This is a genomic window from Bacillus sp. JNUCC-21, from assembly GCF_041222765.1.
In the GTDB taxonomy this organism is placed as follows: Bacteria; Bacillota; Bacilli; order Bacillales; family Bacillaceae; genus Bacillus; species Bacillus velezensis.
Window position 1 is genome coordinate 317,821 of sequence record NZ_CP166019.1, and the last position, 16,522, is coordinate 334,342.

General features: G+C 47.1%; 14 protein-coding genes. 7 read left to right on the forward strand and 7 right to left on the reverse strand.

The genetic code is table 11. The features are described 5' to 3' along the window. Positions 1-12: 12 nt before the first annotated feature. From nasD to nirB, 3 genes are all read right to left on the reverse strand, one after another. Positions 13-2,430 (reverse strand): NADPH-nitrite reductase, encoded by a 2,418-nt coding sequence (gene nasD / locus JNUCC21_RS01725; RefSeq protein ID WP_369878509.1) that lies wholly within the window; start codon positions 2,428-2,430, stop codon positions 13-15. 119 nt (positions 2,431-2,549) lie between these two features. Beyond that, entirely contained in the window at positions 2,550-4,682 is a 2,133-nt protein-coding gene (locus tag JNUCC21_RS01730) for a nitrate reductase (protein WP_326145697.1), read from the reverse strand. Next, positions 4,675-7,002, reverse strand: a complete 2,328-nt coding sequence (nirB, locus tag JNUCC21_RS01735) for a nitrite reductase large subunit NirB (RefSeq protein ID WP_369878510.1) — start codon at positions 7,000-7,002, stop codon at positions 4,675-4,677. The genes JNUCC21_RS01730 and nirB overlap by 8 nt, the downstream gene beginning before the upstream one ends. A 180-nt stretch (positions 7,003-7,182) precedes the next feature. On the opposite strand from nirB, the gene JNUCC21_RS01740 reads away from it, so the two are divergent. The 6 genes from JNUCC21_RS01740 to JNUCC21_RS01765 all read left to right on the forward strand — a co-directional run bounded on the left by JNUCC21_RS01740 (position 7,183) and on the right by JNUCC21_RS01765 (position 13,365). Then, the gene (locus tag JNUCC21_RS01740) at positions 7,183-8,388 is read left to right on the forward strand and encodes an MFS transporter (protein WP_014416869.1); all 1,206 of its coding nucleotides are present in this window, start codon (positions 7,183-7,185) and stop codon (positions 8,386-8,388) included. A 188-nt stretch (positions 8,389-8,576) separates the two neighbouring features. Next, the gene (locus JNUCC21_RS01745) at positions 8,577-9,779 is read left to right on the forward strand and encodes a GTP-binding protein (protein WP_369878511.1); all 1,203 of its coding nucleotides are present in this window, start codon (positions 8,577-8,579) and stop codon (positions 9,777-9,779) included. Positions 9,780-9,843: 64 nt separating this feature from the next. Then, a complete protein-coding gene (locus JNUCC21_RS01750; protein ID WP_072588780.1) occupies positions 9,844-10,980 on the forward strand; it encodes a zinc-dependent alcohol dehydrogenase in 1,137 nt (378 codons plus the stop codon). 14 nt (positions 10,981-10,994) lie between these two features. Beyond that, positions 10,995-11,429: an RDD family protein gene (locus tag JNUCC21_RS01755; protein WP_007409358.1), complete on the forward strand. Its 435-nt coding sequence runs from the start codon at positions 10,995-10,997 to the stop codon at positions 11,427-11,429. Between the two features lie 117 nt (positions 11,430-11,546). Further along, complete coding sequence (locus JNUCC21_RS01760; RefSeq protein ID WP_263612330.1) at positions 11,547-11,825, forward strand: YckD family protein; 279 nt, start codon at positions 11,547-11,549, stop codon at positions 11,823-11,825. 103 nt (positions 11,826-11,928) lie between these two features. Next, positions 11,929-13,365, forward strand: a complete 1,437-nt coding sequence (locus JNUCC21_RS01765) for a glycoside hydrolase family 1 protein (protein WP_076425807.1) — start codon at positions 11,929-11,931, stop codon at positions 13,363-13,365. A 40-nt stretch (positions 13,366-13,405) separates the two neighbouring features. Here JNUCC21_RS01765 and JNUCC21_RS01770 read toward each other — a convergent pair whose 3' ends face one another. The 4 genes from JNUCC21_RS01770 to hxlA all read right to left on the reverse strand — a co-directional run bounded on the left by JNUCC21_RS01770 (position 13,406) and on the right by hxlA (position 15,809). Beyond that, entirely contained in the window at positions 13,406-13,804 is a 399-nt protein-coding gene (locus JNUCC21_RS01770; protein ID WP_014416873.1) for a competence protein ComJ, read from the reverse strand. Positions 13,805-13,824: 20 nt separating this feature from the next. After that, entirely contained in the window at positions 13,825-14,262 is a 438-nt protein-coding gene (locus tag JNUCC21_RS01775; protein ID WP_003156588.1) for a NucA/NucB deoxyribonuclease domain-containing protein, read from the reverse strand. Between the two features lie 357 nt (positions 14,263-14,619). Next, complete coding sequence (gene hxlB / locus JNUCC21_RS01780; protein WP_150940979.1) at positions 14,620-15,177, reverse strand: 6-phospho-3-hexuloisomerase; 558 nt, start codon at positions 15,175-15,177, stop codon at positions 14,620-14,622. Further along, the gene (hxlA, locus tag JNUCC21_RS01785) at positions 15,174-15,809 is read right to left on the reverse strand and encodes a 3-hexulose-6-phosphate synthase (RefSeq protein WP_025284209.1); all 636 of its coding nucleotides are present in this window, start codon (positions 15,807-15,809) and stop codon (positions 15,174-15,176) included. Before hxlA ends, hxlB begins: the two co-directional genes overlap by 4 nt. Positions 15,810-16,040: 231 nt before the next feature. On the opposite strand from hxlA, the gene JNUCC21_RS01790 reads away from it, so the two are divergent. Continuing rightward, positions 16,041-16,403 (forward strand): helix-turn-helix domain-containing protein, encoded by a 363-nt coding sequence (locus JNUCC21_RS01790; RefSeq protein ID WP_007409352.1) that lies wholly within the window; start codon positions 16,041-16,043, stop codon positions 16,401-16,403. The last annotated feature ends 119 nt before the right edge of the window (positions 16,404-16,522 follow it).

Consider the following 16,522-nt stretch of genomic DNA (forward strand, 5'->3'; position numbering starts at 1 on the left):
CCCCTTACTGTTTTATGAAGTCGTGACGACATTTTCGAATAGATCTTTAGATGCTTTTTTATCTTTAAGGAAGTATTGCCACGGATCTTTGTGGACAGAGAGTGTCTCATTCATTCTGTCGTTGAGCTCCTGCCGTTTTTCCGGATCGTTTAATACGGATTGGACATGAGATAAACCGACGCGCTCAAGCCATGCGGATGTCCGCTCCAGATAGTTTGCCGTTTCTCTGTAGTACTGAAGGTAAGCCCCCGCATATTCTAAGACTTCTTCATTCGTTTTTACTTTCATCAGCAAATCACCGGCGCACAAATGGGTTCCGCCGTTTCCGCCGACATAAAGCTCCCAGCCTCCGTCGATGCCGACAACGCCAAGGTCCTTAATGCCTGATTCCGCACAGTTCCGCGGGCAGGCGGACACGGCCATTTTGACCTTATGAGGCGTATTGAGCCCTTCGAATTTTTTCTCAAGCGCAATGCCCAGTGCCATGGAGTCTTGCGTGCCGAAGCGGCAGAATTGTTCGCCTACGCACGTTTTTACCGTGCGGAGTGTTTTTCCGTACGCGTAGCCTGACGGCATATCAAGCTCGGCCCATACTTTCGGCAGGTCTTCTTTTTTGACGCCGATGAGATCAATTCGCTGGCCGCCTGTCATTTTAACGAGCGGGATCTCATATTTGTCGACGACATCGGCGATCTTGCGGAGATCTTGAGAGTTGGTCACGCCGCCGTACATCCGGGGCACGACTGAGTATGTTCCGTCTTTTTGAATATTGGCGTGCATCCGTTCGTTCACAAAACGGGATGTTCTGTCATCCTCGTATGTAGCCGGATTAATCATGCCTAAGTAGTAGTTGAGGGCAGGACGGCATTTGGAGCAGCCCTCCGGCGTTTTCCAGCCGAGCACGTTCATGATTTCTCTTGTATGGGACAGCCCTTTGGCTTTGATTTCTTCTACGACTTCATCTCTCGACAGTGATGTGCAGCCGCAAATCGCTTCTTTTTGCGCGGACGCGTCAAATTCTGAGCCCAGTGTATATTGAAGAATGTCTTCCACGAGCGGTTTACAGCCTCCGCAGGAACGGGATGCCCCGGTGCATGCTTTGATTTCGTCCGTAGATGTGCAGCCTTTTTCCTGAATGGCTTGAATAATCGCGCCTTTTGAAACGCCGTTGCATCCGCAGATGATTTCATCGTCGCTCATCGCCGCGGTCATGCTTGCGCCTGCTTCCTGATCAAGAGGCTGTAAGATTGATATTTTGGAAGTTTCGGAGATATCGGCTTCTTTTTGAATCATAGAAAACAGGCGGCCGCCCTCGCTGCTGTCGCCGAACAAAACAGCGCCGACAATTTGATTGCCCCTCAGGACGATTTTTTTATAAATGCCGTCCTGCTCATCGAACACTTTAATCGCTTTTTTGTCCTCTGATTCGTTAAAGTCACCGGCAGAGAAGACTTCGACGCCTGATACCTTTAATTGAGTGGAGAGAACGGAGCCTTCATACGGTTTTGTGTCAATGCCGCAAATATGTTTGGCCAGCACTTTTGCCTGTTCATAGAGCGGCGCCACAAGACCGTATGCGATTCCGCGGTGCTCGGCACATTCACCGACCGCGTAAATGTGCGGAATGTCAGTCTGCATATAATCGTTGACAATGATTCCGCGGTTTACCGGAATGCCGCTTTCTGTGCCAAGCTGTGTATTCGGGCGGATGCCGACCGCCATGACGACCAGGTCAGCTTCGATGCTTGTGCCGTCTTTGAAGCGTACGCCTTCGACACGGTCAGTACCGAGAATTTCTTCGGTTTGCTTTTCAAGGAAAAAGGTCATGCCTTGTTTTTCTAATTCGTTTTGCAGCAGGCGTCCCGCCGCTGCGTCAAGCTGGCGCTCCATCAGGAATGGGGCGAGGTGGATGACAGACACGTCCATTCCGAGATTCAGCAGTCCGCGTGCGGCTTCCAAACCAAGCAGTCCTCCGCCGATGACGGCTGCTTTTTTATATTGTTTTGACGCGGAGAGCATCGTGTCTGTATCTTTTATATCCCGGAATGCCGTGACGCCTTGTTTGTCTGCGCCCGGAATCGGAAGGATAAAAGGGACAGAGCCTGTCGCCAGGATGAGTTCATCGTAAGGCTGGATTCTGTCTGCATCGGTGATGACGGTTTTGTTTTCCGTGTCGACTTTGATGACTGTTTCACCGGTATACAGCTGAATGTTGTTTTCTTTGTACCAGTTCCAATCGTTTAACGTAATGTCTTGAATATCGGTATCGCCTTGCAGCACTTTTGACAGAAGGATTCGGTTATAGTTGGGATGAGGTTCGGCCCCGAATATTGTAATCTCGAATTCGTCTTTTGAAACACGCAGTATTTCTTCAATCGCTCTTACCCCGGCCATTCCATTTCCAACAAGAACTAGCTGTTTTTTTCCCATCAGATGATCCGCTCCTTATCTTTGTTTTTTTTAGCGTAGCACAGCAAAAACAAATATTTAAGATGCATGTTATGAAATGTAACAAAAAATACTAAAAAATCTAAAAATTTTATGAAAAATTATATAGGGCTGATTCGTACCGCACACATCTTAAAACCGGGCATTTTACAGTCCGGATCCAAGGCTTCACCAATTAAGTCGTTGACGTTTTGCGTGTCAGACCAATGGATGGGAACAAACAACGTGTCTTTTCGTACTTTCTCCGACCATCTGCTCCGGACCGTGATGCTGCCCCGGGGGGATTCTATTTTCACGAGAACACGGTCTTCGATATGATAGTCGGCCGCCGTTTTTGGATGGATTTCCACAAAGGATTCGAAATGTCTTGCAGCCAGGGCAGAGCTTTTTCTCGTTTGGACACCCGTTAAGTAATGAGACATCACCCTTCCTGTGATTAAATAAAGCGGATAGCCGGCGCTCGGTTTCTCTTTCGGGACGGCCGGTTCATTTGGAATCACGCTTAATTCAGCTCTGTGATCGGGATGGGCAAATGAGTGCTCAAACAATCGCCCGGTTCCGGGGTGATCCGCTTCAGGACATGGCCACTGAATGCCGCCTTCCCGCCTGAGCCTGTCATAGGTGATGCCAGAGTAATCAGCAATTCCGCCGCGGCTCGCTTCTCTCAGTTCGTTAAAGATTTCCTCCGACGACGTATAGGGAAAATAATGCCCTTTACCAAGAGCCGAGGCAATGTCACAGATGATCTGCCAATCATGTTTCGCTTCTCCGGGGCAGGTGCGGCTCGCTTCTCTTAATGTCACGCGGCCTTCTACATTTGTCATCGTGCCTTCGTCTTCCAAATAAGAGGAGGCGGGTAAAATCACATCCGCGAATGCCGCGGTCTCAGAAATAAATAAGTCAACTGCGACAAAGAATCTCAGTTTCTTGATTGCCTGCTTGACGAAATTCGCATTTGGGCCGGAAACAGCCGGATTGGAACACATGAGAAACAGTCCTTTGATGTCGCCGCTATCTATTTTTGCTATCATTTCATAGGCTGAGACGCCTTTGCGCGGCAGCTCATCCTGATGAATCCCCCACACCTTCGCAATGTGCGCCCGGTGTTCTTCAATTTCGATAGAACGGTAGCCCGGAAGCTGATCCGCTTTTTGGCCGTGTTCTCTCGCGCCTTGTCCGTTGCCTTGACCGGTAATCGCCCCGTAACCTGAGAAGGGCTTGCCGATTTTTCCCGTGATCAGCACCATATTTAAGAAAGCTTTCACTGCCGCGGTACCGTCAGTCTGCTGTTCGATCCCCCGCGCTGTAAACAGCATGCCGGATGTTTCCTTGGCAAACTTCACGGCGGCCTTTCGTATATGCTCCAAAGGAACACTTGTCTGCTCGGAGATCTCTTTCAGATCCAAAGCGTCGGTATGCCGTTTGAGCTTATCGAATCCGTTTGTGCGTGTGCGGATAAAGTCTTTGTCTGTAAGCTGTTCGTCAATGCAGATTTTGACGAGTCCGTTTGCCAGGGCTGCGTCTGTGCCGGGCTTGATTTTCAGGTGAAGATCGGCTATTTTGGTCGTCGCCGTTTCCCGGGGATCAATGGCGATAATGTAAGCCCCGTTTTCTTTCGCTTTATCAAAATACGGCATGATCGTCGGCTGGCATTCGGCGATATTGGTGCCTGCCAGGATGATGACACGTGTATGCGGGATGTCCGATAATGGATTCGTCAGGCCCCTGTCCGCGCCGAATGTCTGGCCGGCCGCCGTTGCTGCGGCAGACATACAGAGCCGCCCGTTGTAATCGATGTATTTCGTCTGTAAGCCGACCCGTGCGAACTTTCCAAGCAGATAGGCTTCTTCATTTGTAATTGAGGCGCTCCCATAGACAGCCATCGCATCATTGCCGTGTTCGGTTTGGATCAGATTGATTTGTTCCTTAATGCGATTCAGTGCTTCAGCCCAAGAGACAGGCACAAATTCACCGTTTTTTTTAAGCAGGGGGCGTGTAATGCGGGAAGAGTGCACGGCATGCTGATGGGCATTCATGCCTTTTGTACATAAACGGCCATGTGTCGTCGGATTATCAATGCCGATTGCAGTGTGTTTCTTCCGTGCCGCGAAGGTTTGTTCCGTAAGCTGCATTTTGCATTGCATGCTGCAGAACGGGCATTGCGTCTCATATGTTTTTTCCGATTGGACATCTTGCAGTTTGTCACGGAAATAACGGAGCATCGGTTCAGTCAAAAAGCTTCATCCTTTCGTATGGCGTTTTCCCGGCAGACAGGTTTTGCAGCAGGGATATGTCTGAACGGAGATTTTTCAGAAGCTGTGTCCGCATATCTTCTTCAAAAAGCATTTCTCTGATATGGACGAGGCCGAGTCTGTCAACCCATTGATAAATCGCTTCGTTGTAGTGAGCTGTTTCGCGATAATATTGAATAAGGCCTTTCATCATAGCGGCGGTACTGTCTTCGTTATCCGTCACACAAAAAAGGCTGCCGGCGCGGGCTTGTTTTCCGCGGACGCCCCCGATATAAATCTCCCAGCCAGTTTGTGTCTGAAGCGCGCCGATATCCTGAATGTAAGCATCGGTGCAATTGTTTTCACATGACAAGCTGACGGATACATAAGCGGGTACGGCAAGCGTGTCGGTATCTCGTTCAATCCTGCTTGCCAGCTCTTGAAAGGAGCGATGCTGTCCGCACGTACATGCTTTGATTTGCATCGTCCAGCGGTGCCGGGGGGAGAAAACCGGCATGTTCAGTGCTTTTCTGATGCTTGCAAGGTCATTTGGCCTTATTCCGGAAAGCCTCAGCCGGTGACTGTCAGTCATCGAAACCTCGGGGATGCCGTATGCTTCGATGACGTCTGCGATGTTTTTGAGCTCTGCCGCACTTGTCAGTCCGCCGTACATTTGCGGAATCAGGGTGCATGTCTCTTCTGCCGATATTTCATTGAACTGCATAAAATCAGGCCGCGTCCTTTCCAAGTAATAGTGAAGCGCCGGAATACAAATGCGGCAGCCGTTTTCTGTTTTCCAGCCGCTCTCTCTCATTACCTCGGCGGCATCAGTGAACGGACGGCGCCGAATTTCGGCGATGACTTCTTCTTCCGTCAAATCGGTGCAGCCGCAAAACGAAGGCTGGCGGGAGGGTTTTGTGTAATCATCGCTCGCCATATACTTCAGCAAGTCTTCAACGAGCGGCCTGCATCCTCCGCAAGATCCGGACGCTTTTGTCATGTGCTTCACTTCCTCCGCGGTTTTTAAGCCATATTTGTTCACCGCTTCTTCAATGGAGCCCTTGGTCACTGAGCTGCATTGGCAAATGGTTTCATGGGGAGGCATGGATTCAAAGGATATACCGCCCTGATCCGGTTCCATGAGCTGTTTTTTCACGATGGAAATATCTCTTTGCTTCACAAGACTGTCGAGAAGCCGCTGTTTACCGCGCGTGTCCCCGAATAAAATAAAGCCGGCCGGTTTATCGTCCTCAAAGAGCGCTTTTTTGTAGATGCCTGCATGCTCATCATGGAACAATATGCCGGCTGTGTGCTCATCCTCGTGCACCTTTCCTGCCGACCATACATCAATACCGGCTATTTTTAAGGCTGCAGATTGTGCAAAGCCTTGAAACCCTTCGCACGGGACGCCGCATAGATGCTGCGCGAGCACTTTTCCCTGTTCATAAAGCGGCGCCGCCAATCCGTATACAATCCCGTCATGCTCCGCGCATTCACCGACGGCATACACATTCGGTTTGTTCGTCTGCATGAATTGATTGACGATAATTCCTCTGTTCACTGAAAGTCCGGCAGATGGAGCCAATCGGATATTGGGCCTCACACCGGCGGCCATGACAATCAGGTCTGCTTCTATGGAAGAACCGTCTTTGAAACGAATGCCTTCCGCCCGTGAGTTCCCTGTAATGGATGCCGTGCCTTTCTCTAAAAGAAAGACTAAGCCTTTTCGTTCCAGCTCTTTCTGCAGCAGGCGGGATGCCGTTGGATCAAGCTGTTTTTGCATAATGGCGGAAGAGTGGTGAATGACGCTGACGTCCATGCCGAGCTGCCGTAAGCCGACGGCCGCTTCAAGACCTAATAAACCGGCGCCGATGACCGCCGCCTTTTGATACCGGCCGGCCGCATTGATAAGGGATTGGCAGTCTTCTATTGTCCGAAAGCCGTACACACCTTCTTTATCTGCTCCGGGTATGGGGAGAATATAAGGAGAGGAGCCCGTTGCAAGGATGATTTGATCGTAAGTCATGCTGCGCTTCCGATCCGTTGTGACAACCTGCCGTTCTGTATCAATGTGTACAACCGTTTCTCCTGTGTAAAGCGTAATTCCGTTTTTTTCGTACCATTCGCGGCTGTTCAGCGTAATGTCATCAAGCGAAACCTCACCTTGTAAAACGGAGGATAAGAGAATGCGATTGTAATTGGGATGAGGTTCGCTTCCGAAAATGACAATCTCAAACATGTCACGGTTCATCTTTAAAATGTGTTCAATACAGCGGATTCCGGCCATTCCGTTCCCTGCTGCAATTAATCGTTGTTTCTTCATTCGCCAAACCTCCTTTGCAGCTGCCTGTAAGATTGCTTCTCTATGAGAAATTATGGCACATTGCCTGATTAACGCATTAAATGTGTCGCATTATCTTACACATGTCTTTTCCGGTGAATGCCGGTCATATATTCTTGATTCAGCAATTTGAAATGATAGAAGACCGGAAAGGAGAATGTTATGAAGCTGTCGGAATTAAAAACAAGCGGTCATCCGCTCACTCTGCTCTGTTCCTTCTTATATTTTGATGTGAGTTTTATGATTTGGGTAATGCTGGGGGCGCTCGGCGTTTATATTTCTCAGGATTTCGGGTTATCTTCTTTTGAAAAAGGGTTTGTCGTGGCTCTGCCGATCTTATCAGGATCTGTGTTTCGGATCATTTTAGGTGTGTTAACGGACAGGATCGGGCCGAAGAAAACAGCCGTGATCGGGATGCTGATCACGATGATCCCGCTGCTTTGGGGGGCATTCGGCGGCCGTTCTTTGACTGAGCTGTATGCGATCGGCATTCTGCTGGGCGTAGCGGGCGCAAGTTTTGCTGTTGCGCTTCCGATGGCGAGCCGGTGGTATCCGCCTCACTTGCAGGGGCTTGCGATGGGGATAGCAGGTGCCGGCAACAGCGGCACTTTGTTTGCGACATTGTTCGGCCCCCGCCTTGCGGAACAGTTTGGGTGGCACAGTGTAATGGGAATTGCGCTTCTTCCGTTGATGATCGTTTTTATACTGTTTATCGTCATGGCGAAGGACTCTCCTGCACAGCCCGCACCGCAGCCGCTTAAAAACTACCTTCACGTGTTCAGGCAGAAGGAAACATGGTGTTTCTGTCTTCTGTACGGCGTCACTTTCGGAGGTTTTGTGGGATTATCAAGTTTTTTGGCGATTTTTTTCGTTGATCAATATCAATTGTCAAAAATCCATGCCGGTGATTTCGTCACAATATGTGTCGCAGCGGGCAGTTTTTTTCGCCCTGCAGGAGGCTGGATTTCAGATCGGGCGGGAGGTGCGAAAGTTCTGGCTGTACTGTTTGTCATCGCGGCTCTGTGTATGGCGGGAGTCAGCAGCCTGCCTCCGCTTTCAACGGTGATCGTTCTGCTGTTTATCGGAATGATGGCGCTCGGTATGGGCAACGGAGCGGTATTTCAGCTTGTCCCTCAGCACTTTGCAAAAGAAATCGGAATGGTGACGGGAATCGTCGGAGCAGCCGGCGGCATAGGGGGTTTTTTCCTTCCGAATATTTTAGGATCATTGAAGCAGATGACGGGAACGTATGCGATCGGTTTTATCTCTTTCTCATGTATCGCATTGCTCGCATTTGTGCTTGTTCTGGCCGCAGGCTATTTTTGGAGAAAAAGCTATGGCACTGAAAACAGTCCTGCGGATGTTTAAGTTTGGGCGGAAGACACGTATGACAGCGTGTCTTTTTTATGATTGATTATTTTTCACTTGATTTTAAACGGAGAATACATCAGAATAAATAGTAACGATTACGATTTATAATAATGTACATCATGGTGATAATAAGGCAGGTGCGGGGTGTAAATCGTAATCATTCTATTTTGTCAGGAGGCTATTTTATGAAAAAAATTCCGGTTACAGTATTGAGCGGCTATCTTGGTGCCGGAAAGACGACCGTTTTGAATCATATTTTACAAAACCGCAACGGTTTAAAAATTGCCGTCATCGTCAATGACATGAGCGAAGTAAATATAGACGCGGGCTTGGTGAAGCAGGGAGGCTGCTTGTCAAGGACGGATGAGAAACTCGTAGAATTATCCAACGGCTGTATCTGCTGCACGCTGCGTGAAGATTTATTAGTCGAAGTTGAGAAACTCGCGAAAGACGGCAGATTTGATTATATAGTGATTGAATCAACCGGGATCAGCGAACCGATTCCCGTTGCCCAGACATTTTCTTATATAGATGAAGAAATGGGCATTGATCTGACAACATTCTGCAGGCTGGACACAATGGTGACCGTGGTGGATGCAAACCGCTTCTGGCATGATTTCCAGTCCGGTGACAGCCTTCTTGACCGGAAGGAAGCGGCGGGAGAAGAGGATGAACGGGTGATTGCCGATTTATTAATTGACCAAATCGAGTTTTGTGATGTGCTCATTTTAAATAAATGCGACATGGTCGGCGAAAAAGAGCTTGAACAGCTGGAAACGGTTCTTCGCGCATTACAGCCCCGTGCCAGACTGATCCGGTCCGTCCGCGGAGAAGTGCCCGCCGAATACATATTGAATACCGGTTTATTTGAGTTTGAGGAAGCGAGTTCATCAGCAGGATGGATAAAGGAGCTGACGGCAGGTCATGAAGCGCACACTCCGGAAACGGAAGAGTACGGTATCACTTCGTTTGTGTACTCGCGGCGTTTGCCGTTTCATACCGTTCGTTTTGACAGCTGGCTGCATCAATCAATGCCTGACAACATTGTGCGCGCAAAAGGAATTGCTTGGTGCGCAACCCGCAACAGTCTTGCGCTGCTGATGTCTCAGGCGGGTCCGGCGGTTTCGATTGAGCCTGTTTCTTATTGGGTGGCGGCAATGCCGAAACTTGAGCAGGAGCAAATCAAACAGCAGGAACCGGAGATTCTGGAAGATTGGGACGACCAATTCGGAGACCGTCATACGAACCTGGTGTTTATCGGAACAGATTTAGATGAAGCAGCCATTACAAAGGAATTGGATCAGTGCCTGCTCACGCCGTCTGAGTTCGATTCTGATTGGTCGCAGCTTGAAGATCCTTTTCAATGGGATATTCAGCGGGCCGAATAACATACCGGCCAAGTTTAGAAGCAGGTGAAAAGGGAAGGAGTGATGAAAAAGGAGCTGACCAAGTGTGAAAGCACTGACATACCAAGGAAAAGAACATATGGAAGTGAAAGAAGTCCCGGCACCCGCCATTCAAGATGAGAGAGATGTCATCGTTCGAATCACCGCAACCGGGATATGCGGTTCAGACCTTCATTTATATAAAAACGGAATACCCGCCGATCCGGGTTATATCGTCGGGCATGAGCCGATGGGAATCGTTGAAGAAACGGGCAGTCAAGTCAAAAAGCTGAAAAAAGGCGACCGGGTCGTGATTCCTTTTAACATCGGCTGCGGAGAATGTCATTATTGCAAGCACCAGATGGAAAGCCAGTGTGATGAATCTAATCCAAATCCTCATACAGATGCCGGCGGCTTATTCGGTTTTTCGGAGTTTAACGGTAATTATCCCGGCGGGCAGGCTGAATATTTACGTGTTCCTTATGCTGATTTCTCTTCTTTTCTGGTTCCGGCAGACAGTGAGCTTGAAGATGAGCAGGTGCTGCTTCTGTCAGATGTCATGCCGACCGCCTTTTGGAGCGTCCAGCACAGCGGAGTGAAAAAAGGAGATACAGTCGTTATTCTGGGATCAGGTCCGATCGGTTTAATGGCGCAAAAATTCGCGTGTAAAAAAGGAGCAAAGCGGGTTATCGCAGTCGATCAAGTCCCGCATCGCCTTGAACATGCGAGACGCATAAACGGAGCAGAGACCTTCAATTTTTCAGAACATGATGAGATCGGGAAACTGCTGCATGAACAAACGTCAGGGGGCGCGGATGTAGTGATTGATTGTGTCGGAATGGACGGCACGCCGCTTTCAAAAGAAAAAACAGAGCAAAAACCGAATCAGTTCGGAACGATCAGTCCGATTCTTACAGCATCAGAAGCCGTTAAGAAGTTCGGAACCGTGCAGCTCACGGGCGCATACATTTCTGAAGCGGACGGCTTTCCGCTCGGTGATTTTTTCACACGCAACGTTTCTTTGAAAATGGGCCAGGCACCCGTTATTCATCTGATGCCGATGCTGTATCAAATGATCGAACAAAATGAAATTGATCCGACGGATATCATTACACACAAAATGAGTCTTGCGGAAGCTCCTGCTGCATATGATATATTTGACAAAAAAGAAGATGGCAACATTAAAGTGATTTTAAAGCCATAGCGAGGAGAAACACGATGAATATTTACAGACCGGCGGGATTTTGGATCAGATTGGGAGCCGTGGTACTCGACTATTTAATTACTTCAGTGCCTTTGGCGATTATTTTTATGCTGGCAACAGGAAAAGATCCGAATGAGAGCACAATGATCAGCATCATTTTGACTCTTTATGCTATTTTGCTCCCTGTATACTGGAACGGTTATGTTATCGGCAAAAAGATCTGCGGTATCCGCATCGTCAAAAAAGACGGCACTCAGGTAGGCTTTCTCACTATGATTTTGAGAGTGCTTGTGGGCGGCCTGATATATGGCGTGACGTTTGGAATCGGCGTGATCGTGAGCGCATTCATGGTCGGAATGAGAGAAGACAGACGGTCAATCCACGATTTTGTAGCGGGAACGTATGTCACATACGCGCTGCCGGACGAATCGATTGAAAAGAGCGAATAATTTCGCTCTTTTTTTTGCATAAAAAATGGATGAGGGAGCAACATATAACAAACGTTAAAGGAGGAAAGAGTCATGAAAAAAGCTGCATTGTCTTTAGCTGCGTTTTTCATTACAGCAATGGTTTTCACAATGCCGGCACACGCCGCCGGAACAAAAATGCCTTCAACAATGTCACTCACGGAACAGCAGAAAAAAGAAATTGAATCACTTGAAAAAGAAGTGCTCGAAAAACGAAAACATGTTATATCCAAATATGTTGAGTACGGGGTCCTGCCGAAAGAAAAAGCAGAACATATTAAACAGCATATGGACAGGCGCTTTAACATGATGAAACAAAATGGGTTTGTCCCGAAGCCTCCGCCTCATAAATTGGAAAAGCGGCATCATCATTCTTAAGCATCCGGCAAGCCGGATGCTTTTTTGTTTTTATCGGGATTGCTCTGAAACGCGTTTCATAACGTATGATATCAATATCATACGCATCAGGAGGATGAAACACATGATACATAAAAAACAGGGCCTGTTCCCTGATACATTTCTATGGGGGTCAGCCTCGGCTGCCTATCAGGTTGAAGGAGCCTGGAATAAAGACGGTAAAGGACCTTCAGTATGGGACTTATTCACGAAAATACCGGGTAAAACGTTTAAAGGCTCAAATGGCGATACAGCAGTCGGCCATTATGAGCGTTATAAAGAAGATATCGCCTTGATGGCAGAAATGGGTTTGAAAGCTTACCGCTTTTCTGTCAGCTGGCCGAGAATTTTTCCGAATGGCAGAGGGGAAATCAACGAATCAGGGATCGCATTTTACGAAGACCTGATCGATGAATTGATTTCTAACGATATTGAGCCGGTGCTGACTCTTTATCATTGGGACTTGCCTCAGGCGCTGATGGATGAATACGGCGGCTTTGAATCAAGAAAAATTATTGATGATTTTAATGATTACTGCATTGCGTTATACAAAAGATTTGCCGGCAAGGTGAAATACTGGGTCACGTTAAACGAGCAGAATTATAATTTTCATAACGGGTTTATTACAGCTGCACATCCGCCCGGCGTAAAGGACAGAAAACGATTTTATGAAGCGAATCATATCGCATTTTTAGCTAATGCCAAAGCGATTGAATCCTTCAGACAATATGTTCCTGACGGTTTGATCGGCCCGAGCTTCGCTTATTCACCGGCTTATCCGCTTACAAGTCATCCTGAAGACATAACTGCATTTGAAAACGCAGAGGAATTTATGAATCATTGGTGGCTTGATATGTATTGCCGGGGGACTTATCCGCAAATTCCTTTCAATTATTTAAAGGAAAAGGGCTGGGCGCCCGCCATTGAAGCCGGGGATATGGAATTGCTTGCAAAAGGCAAGCCGGATTTTATCGGTGTTAATTATTATCAGACGATTACGTACGAAAGAAATCCTCTTGACGGTGTATCGGAGGGGAAAATGAACACGACTGGTCAGAAAGGGACAAACCAGGATACCGGTATACCGGGGCTGTTTAAAACGAAAAAGAATCCTAACCTCGTGACGAGTAATTGGGATTGGACGATTGACCCGATAGGTCTGCGCATCGGCCTCCGACGTATAACGAGCCGCTATGAGCTGCCGGTTTTTATAACAGAAAACGGGCTGGGGGAATTCGATAAAATAGAAGAAGACGGCTCAATTCAGGATGACTACAGAATTGACTATTTACGCTCCCATCTTGAACAGTGCAGAGAGGCCATTAGTGACGGAGTTCATCTCATCGGCTACTGCAGCTGGTCATTCACGGATCTGTTAAGCTGGCTGAACGGCTATCAAAAACGCTACGGTTTTGTCTATATCAATCGAGATGAAGAAGATGAAAAGGATTTGAAACGGATCAGGAAAAAAAGTTTTTATTGGTACCAGAATGTAATTGAAACAAACGGTAAAAGTTTATAAAAGTTCCCTGAGAGAAATAAGATTCTCTCAGGGATTTCTTTTACATTGCGGCTGCATCAATAATATACGTATCCGCATGAAGATCGGATATTTCGGCAGGCACTGAATAACAGGTAAGGCTGTATCGGCCTTTCGGAATATTAAAAGAAAGCCGCTTTGACATCACGCTTTCAATCTCAATTCCATCTTTTACAGCCTCAAAGGGAACAGTCGCTTTTTTCTCATAGGATGGTACCGGTTCACTTGTGTTAAGCCTGAGGACGATAAATGCCCTCGTATTTCTCCTTGCCTCAAATGAAACAGCTCCGTCAGCTTCCGCATATCCTTTTTCAATGGCTTCATCGGTCCAATCGATAACAGGCGGTTCTGAATCTTTTTGGAAGATTGTAAATTGATGATAAGAAATGGCCAGTTCTTGCGGTTTCCATGATTTAATCAATGCGCTGTTCCTCCTGTTTTTTACTTAATTTTAAATAATACTCTTGTTCCGTCGGGATCATTGGTAAGCTGGTGTCCGACCCATGAGCCGGCTCCGCGGTTGTCTGCCGGAGAAATATATTCTACGGAGGCGTTGTTTCCGCCCTGTTTACAAACCGCCATCGGCCATTCATCCCTATCGTATCCCGTTTTGACGGGCACATGTTTAAGAGATTGCTCACGCCGCTTATGTACTCCGTCTCTGTCAATGGTGCATATGCTGGAATGTCCTTCTTTTATCGCGTCCTTAATATGCTTTGCTGTTTCCGGATATCGATCGGACGGAAATAAGATTACTTTGTCGTAATCACTCTTCTGAACGGTCTGCTCGTTATCTGAGAAAAGATCACCCTTGATCAGGGCCGCGACTGCTCCGGCAATGATGATAAGAACAAGCAGCAGTGCTTTTAATGTTTTCAAGAGTATCAATCACCTCCAGTTTTAATTGCTGTAAAGCTGGTCCAAGAATAAAGCAGAATCGGGTTGCTGTAAAGCTGTTAAAATATATTTCTCAGCCGCAATTCAGCTGAATATCTGTAAAACCATCCGCACAAATCAATTTTATTCATTAAAAATCCGATCAGAAAGTGTTTTTTGCCGTTTCCCTATTCAGAAATGAATGGTTGCGGGTATATCGTCAATTGACTTATTATAGCGATAAGCTCACCGGCAGGATATCTTCGTCTGCGAGTGTCCGACCCGAAAACCTTGGCCTGCGTGACCGTGCGCAACAAGACGATAAAAAGACGGCCATCTGATAAGAAGGCCGTCAGCAAATCATTCCAGATTCGCATGCTTTGTAAACATGTCTGCTGAATTCAATTCTTTTTTCTCCATGATTTTTAGAATAACCGCATCGTAAAACAGCAGAAGAGTTTGTTCGAATAAAGAACCCATCGGCTGAATCGTCTTTCTGTCTCCGCCGGTCTCTTCCTTAGGAGAGCCGGGAATCGTTATTGTAAGATCCGCAAGTTTGCCGAGACTTGAGTCGGGGTTAATCGTTAATGCAGTGATGATGCTGTTAAGGCTTTTGGCTTTTTCAGCCGTATGAAGCAGACTTTTTGTTTCGCCTGAGCCTGAGCCGATGATGACGAGACCGCCTTCTTGGAGGGGAGGGGTAAGCGTCTCGCCGACGATGTAAGCGTTCAGACCGATGTGCATCATCCTCATGGCGAACGCTTTAGCCATAAAGCCGGAACGTCCCGCTCCGGACGTGAAGATTTGATCTGCCGATAAAATCTGATCCGCAAGCTTGTCAGCTTCACTGTCGGATATTAATGCTGCGGTGCGGGATATTTCATTTAGTATTTCATGTAAGTATTCAGTCGTTTTCATGATCCTTGTGTGATCAGCTGTTTCATTTTAGCAGCAGCATCCGCTTTATTGTCAGCTCCCGTAATGCCTCCGCCGACAATGATTAAATCTGGGTTTTGTTTGATGGCTTCAGGAAGCGTATCAAGTTTAATGCCTCCGGCAATTGCGGTTTTAGCGCTCTTGACCGCTTTTTTAATCGCCGTCAGTTCCTCGAATGAATTTTTTCCTTCTGCTTGAAGATCATAACCTGTGTGAACACAAATATAATCAACACCGAGTTGGTCAATTTCTTTTGCCCGTGTTTCAAGGTTTTTTACGTTAATCATGTCGACGAGGATTTTTTTCTGCTGTTTTTTTGCTTCGGCAACCGCCCCTTTGATCGTTGAGTCGTCTGTCGCTCCTAAAACGGTGATGATGTCGGCTCCCGCTTCTGCCGCTTTCATAATCTCGTAACCGCCTGCATCCATGATTTTAAGATCGGCAAGCACTTTCAAGTGAGGAAAGGCTGTTTTCATTTCCTGCACGGCTTTCAGTCCTTCATTAATGACAACGGGAGTGCCGATTTCTACAACATCTATATATGGTTCGACCTCTTTCACAAGTTCAATTGCTTGCGGGATATTTACTAAGTCTAATGCCAGCTGTAATTCCACTTTATATCCACTCCTCTTTTTTATGTATTTTCATTCTATAGAGTGCCCCGCATGTTGAGAAGTACGCACTTTGAAGTCTAATAGTTACTTTGAGAATACTGTCCCCGCAGGCAATGCGCTTTGTTTCAGCAAAACTGCGTGGTAGTATAAACTGATGAAAGTTGTGTGAAAAAGTAAGCATGTATGAATAGATGATGACCGTACAAAAAGTAAGAGGAAGGAGAATTGTCCGTGAGCCGAATGGATGAGAAAACGTTTAATTGCGAAAAGGAATTGACGCTTGCCGTGATAGGCGGGAAGTGGAAAATGCTGATTATGTGGCACTTGGGAAAAGAAGGGACGAAGCGGTTTAATGAGCTGAAAGCTTTAATTCCGGATATTACGCACAAAATTCTTGTGAATCAGCTCAGGGAGCTGGAGCAGGATCTGATCGTTCACAGGGAAGTTTACCCTGTCGTCCCTCCGAAAGTGGAGTATTCTTTAACGGCGCAAGGAGAAAGCCTTATGCCGATTCTGGACGCCATGTATAAGTGGGGAAAAGATTATATGGAATTAATCAACATTGATAAAACTGCAATAAAGGAATCTTTTTGAAGTGCTCTATGTAAAATAGAGTGCTTTTTTTGCGGTTTAATGAAATCATATTGCGAACATTCGGACCGTCTGTTTCGGTTCTTGCGCTGTTTTTTCCGGGTCAGCTTACGTACGTAAAT

Excerpts from the sequence above, each read along its gene's own strand:
- nasD (WP_369878509.1), bottom strand. The coding sequence starts at position 2,430 with ATGGGAAAAAAACAGCTAGTTCTTGTTGGAAATGGAATGGCCGGGGTA.
- nirB (WP_369878510.1), bottom strand. The coding sequence starts at position 7,002 with ATGAAGAAACAACGATTAATTGCAGCAGGGAACGGAATGGCCGGAATC.
- JNUCC21_RS01745 (WP_369878511.1), top strand. The coding sequence starts at position 8,577 with ATGAAAAAAATTCCGGTTACAGTATTGAGCGGCTATCTTGGTGCCGGA.
- JNUCC21_RS01765 (WP_076425807.1), top strand. The coding sequence starts at position 11,929 with ATGATACATAAAAAACAGGGCCTGTTCCCTGATACATTTCTATGGGGG.
- JNUCC21_RS01740 (WP_014416869.1), top strand. The coding sequence starts at position 7,183 with ATGAAGCTGTCGGAATTAAAAACAAGCGGTCATCCGCTCACTCTGCTC.
- JNUCC21_RS01760 (WP_263612330.1), top strand. The coding sequence starts at position 11,547 with ATGGTTTTCACAATGCCGGCACACGCCGCCGGAACAAAAATGCCTTCA.
- hxlB (WP_150940979.1), bottom strand. The coding sequence starts at position 15,177 with ATGAAAACGACTGAATACTTACATGAAATACTAAATGAAATATCCCGC.
- JNUCC21_RS01755 (WP_007409358.1), top strand. The coding sequence starts at position 10,995 with ATGAATATTTACAGACCGGCGGGATTTTGGATCAGATTGGGAGCCGTG.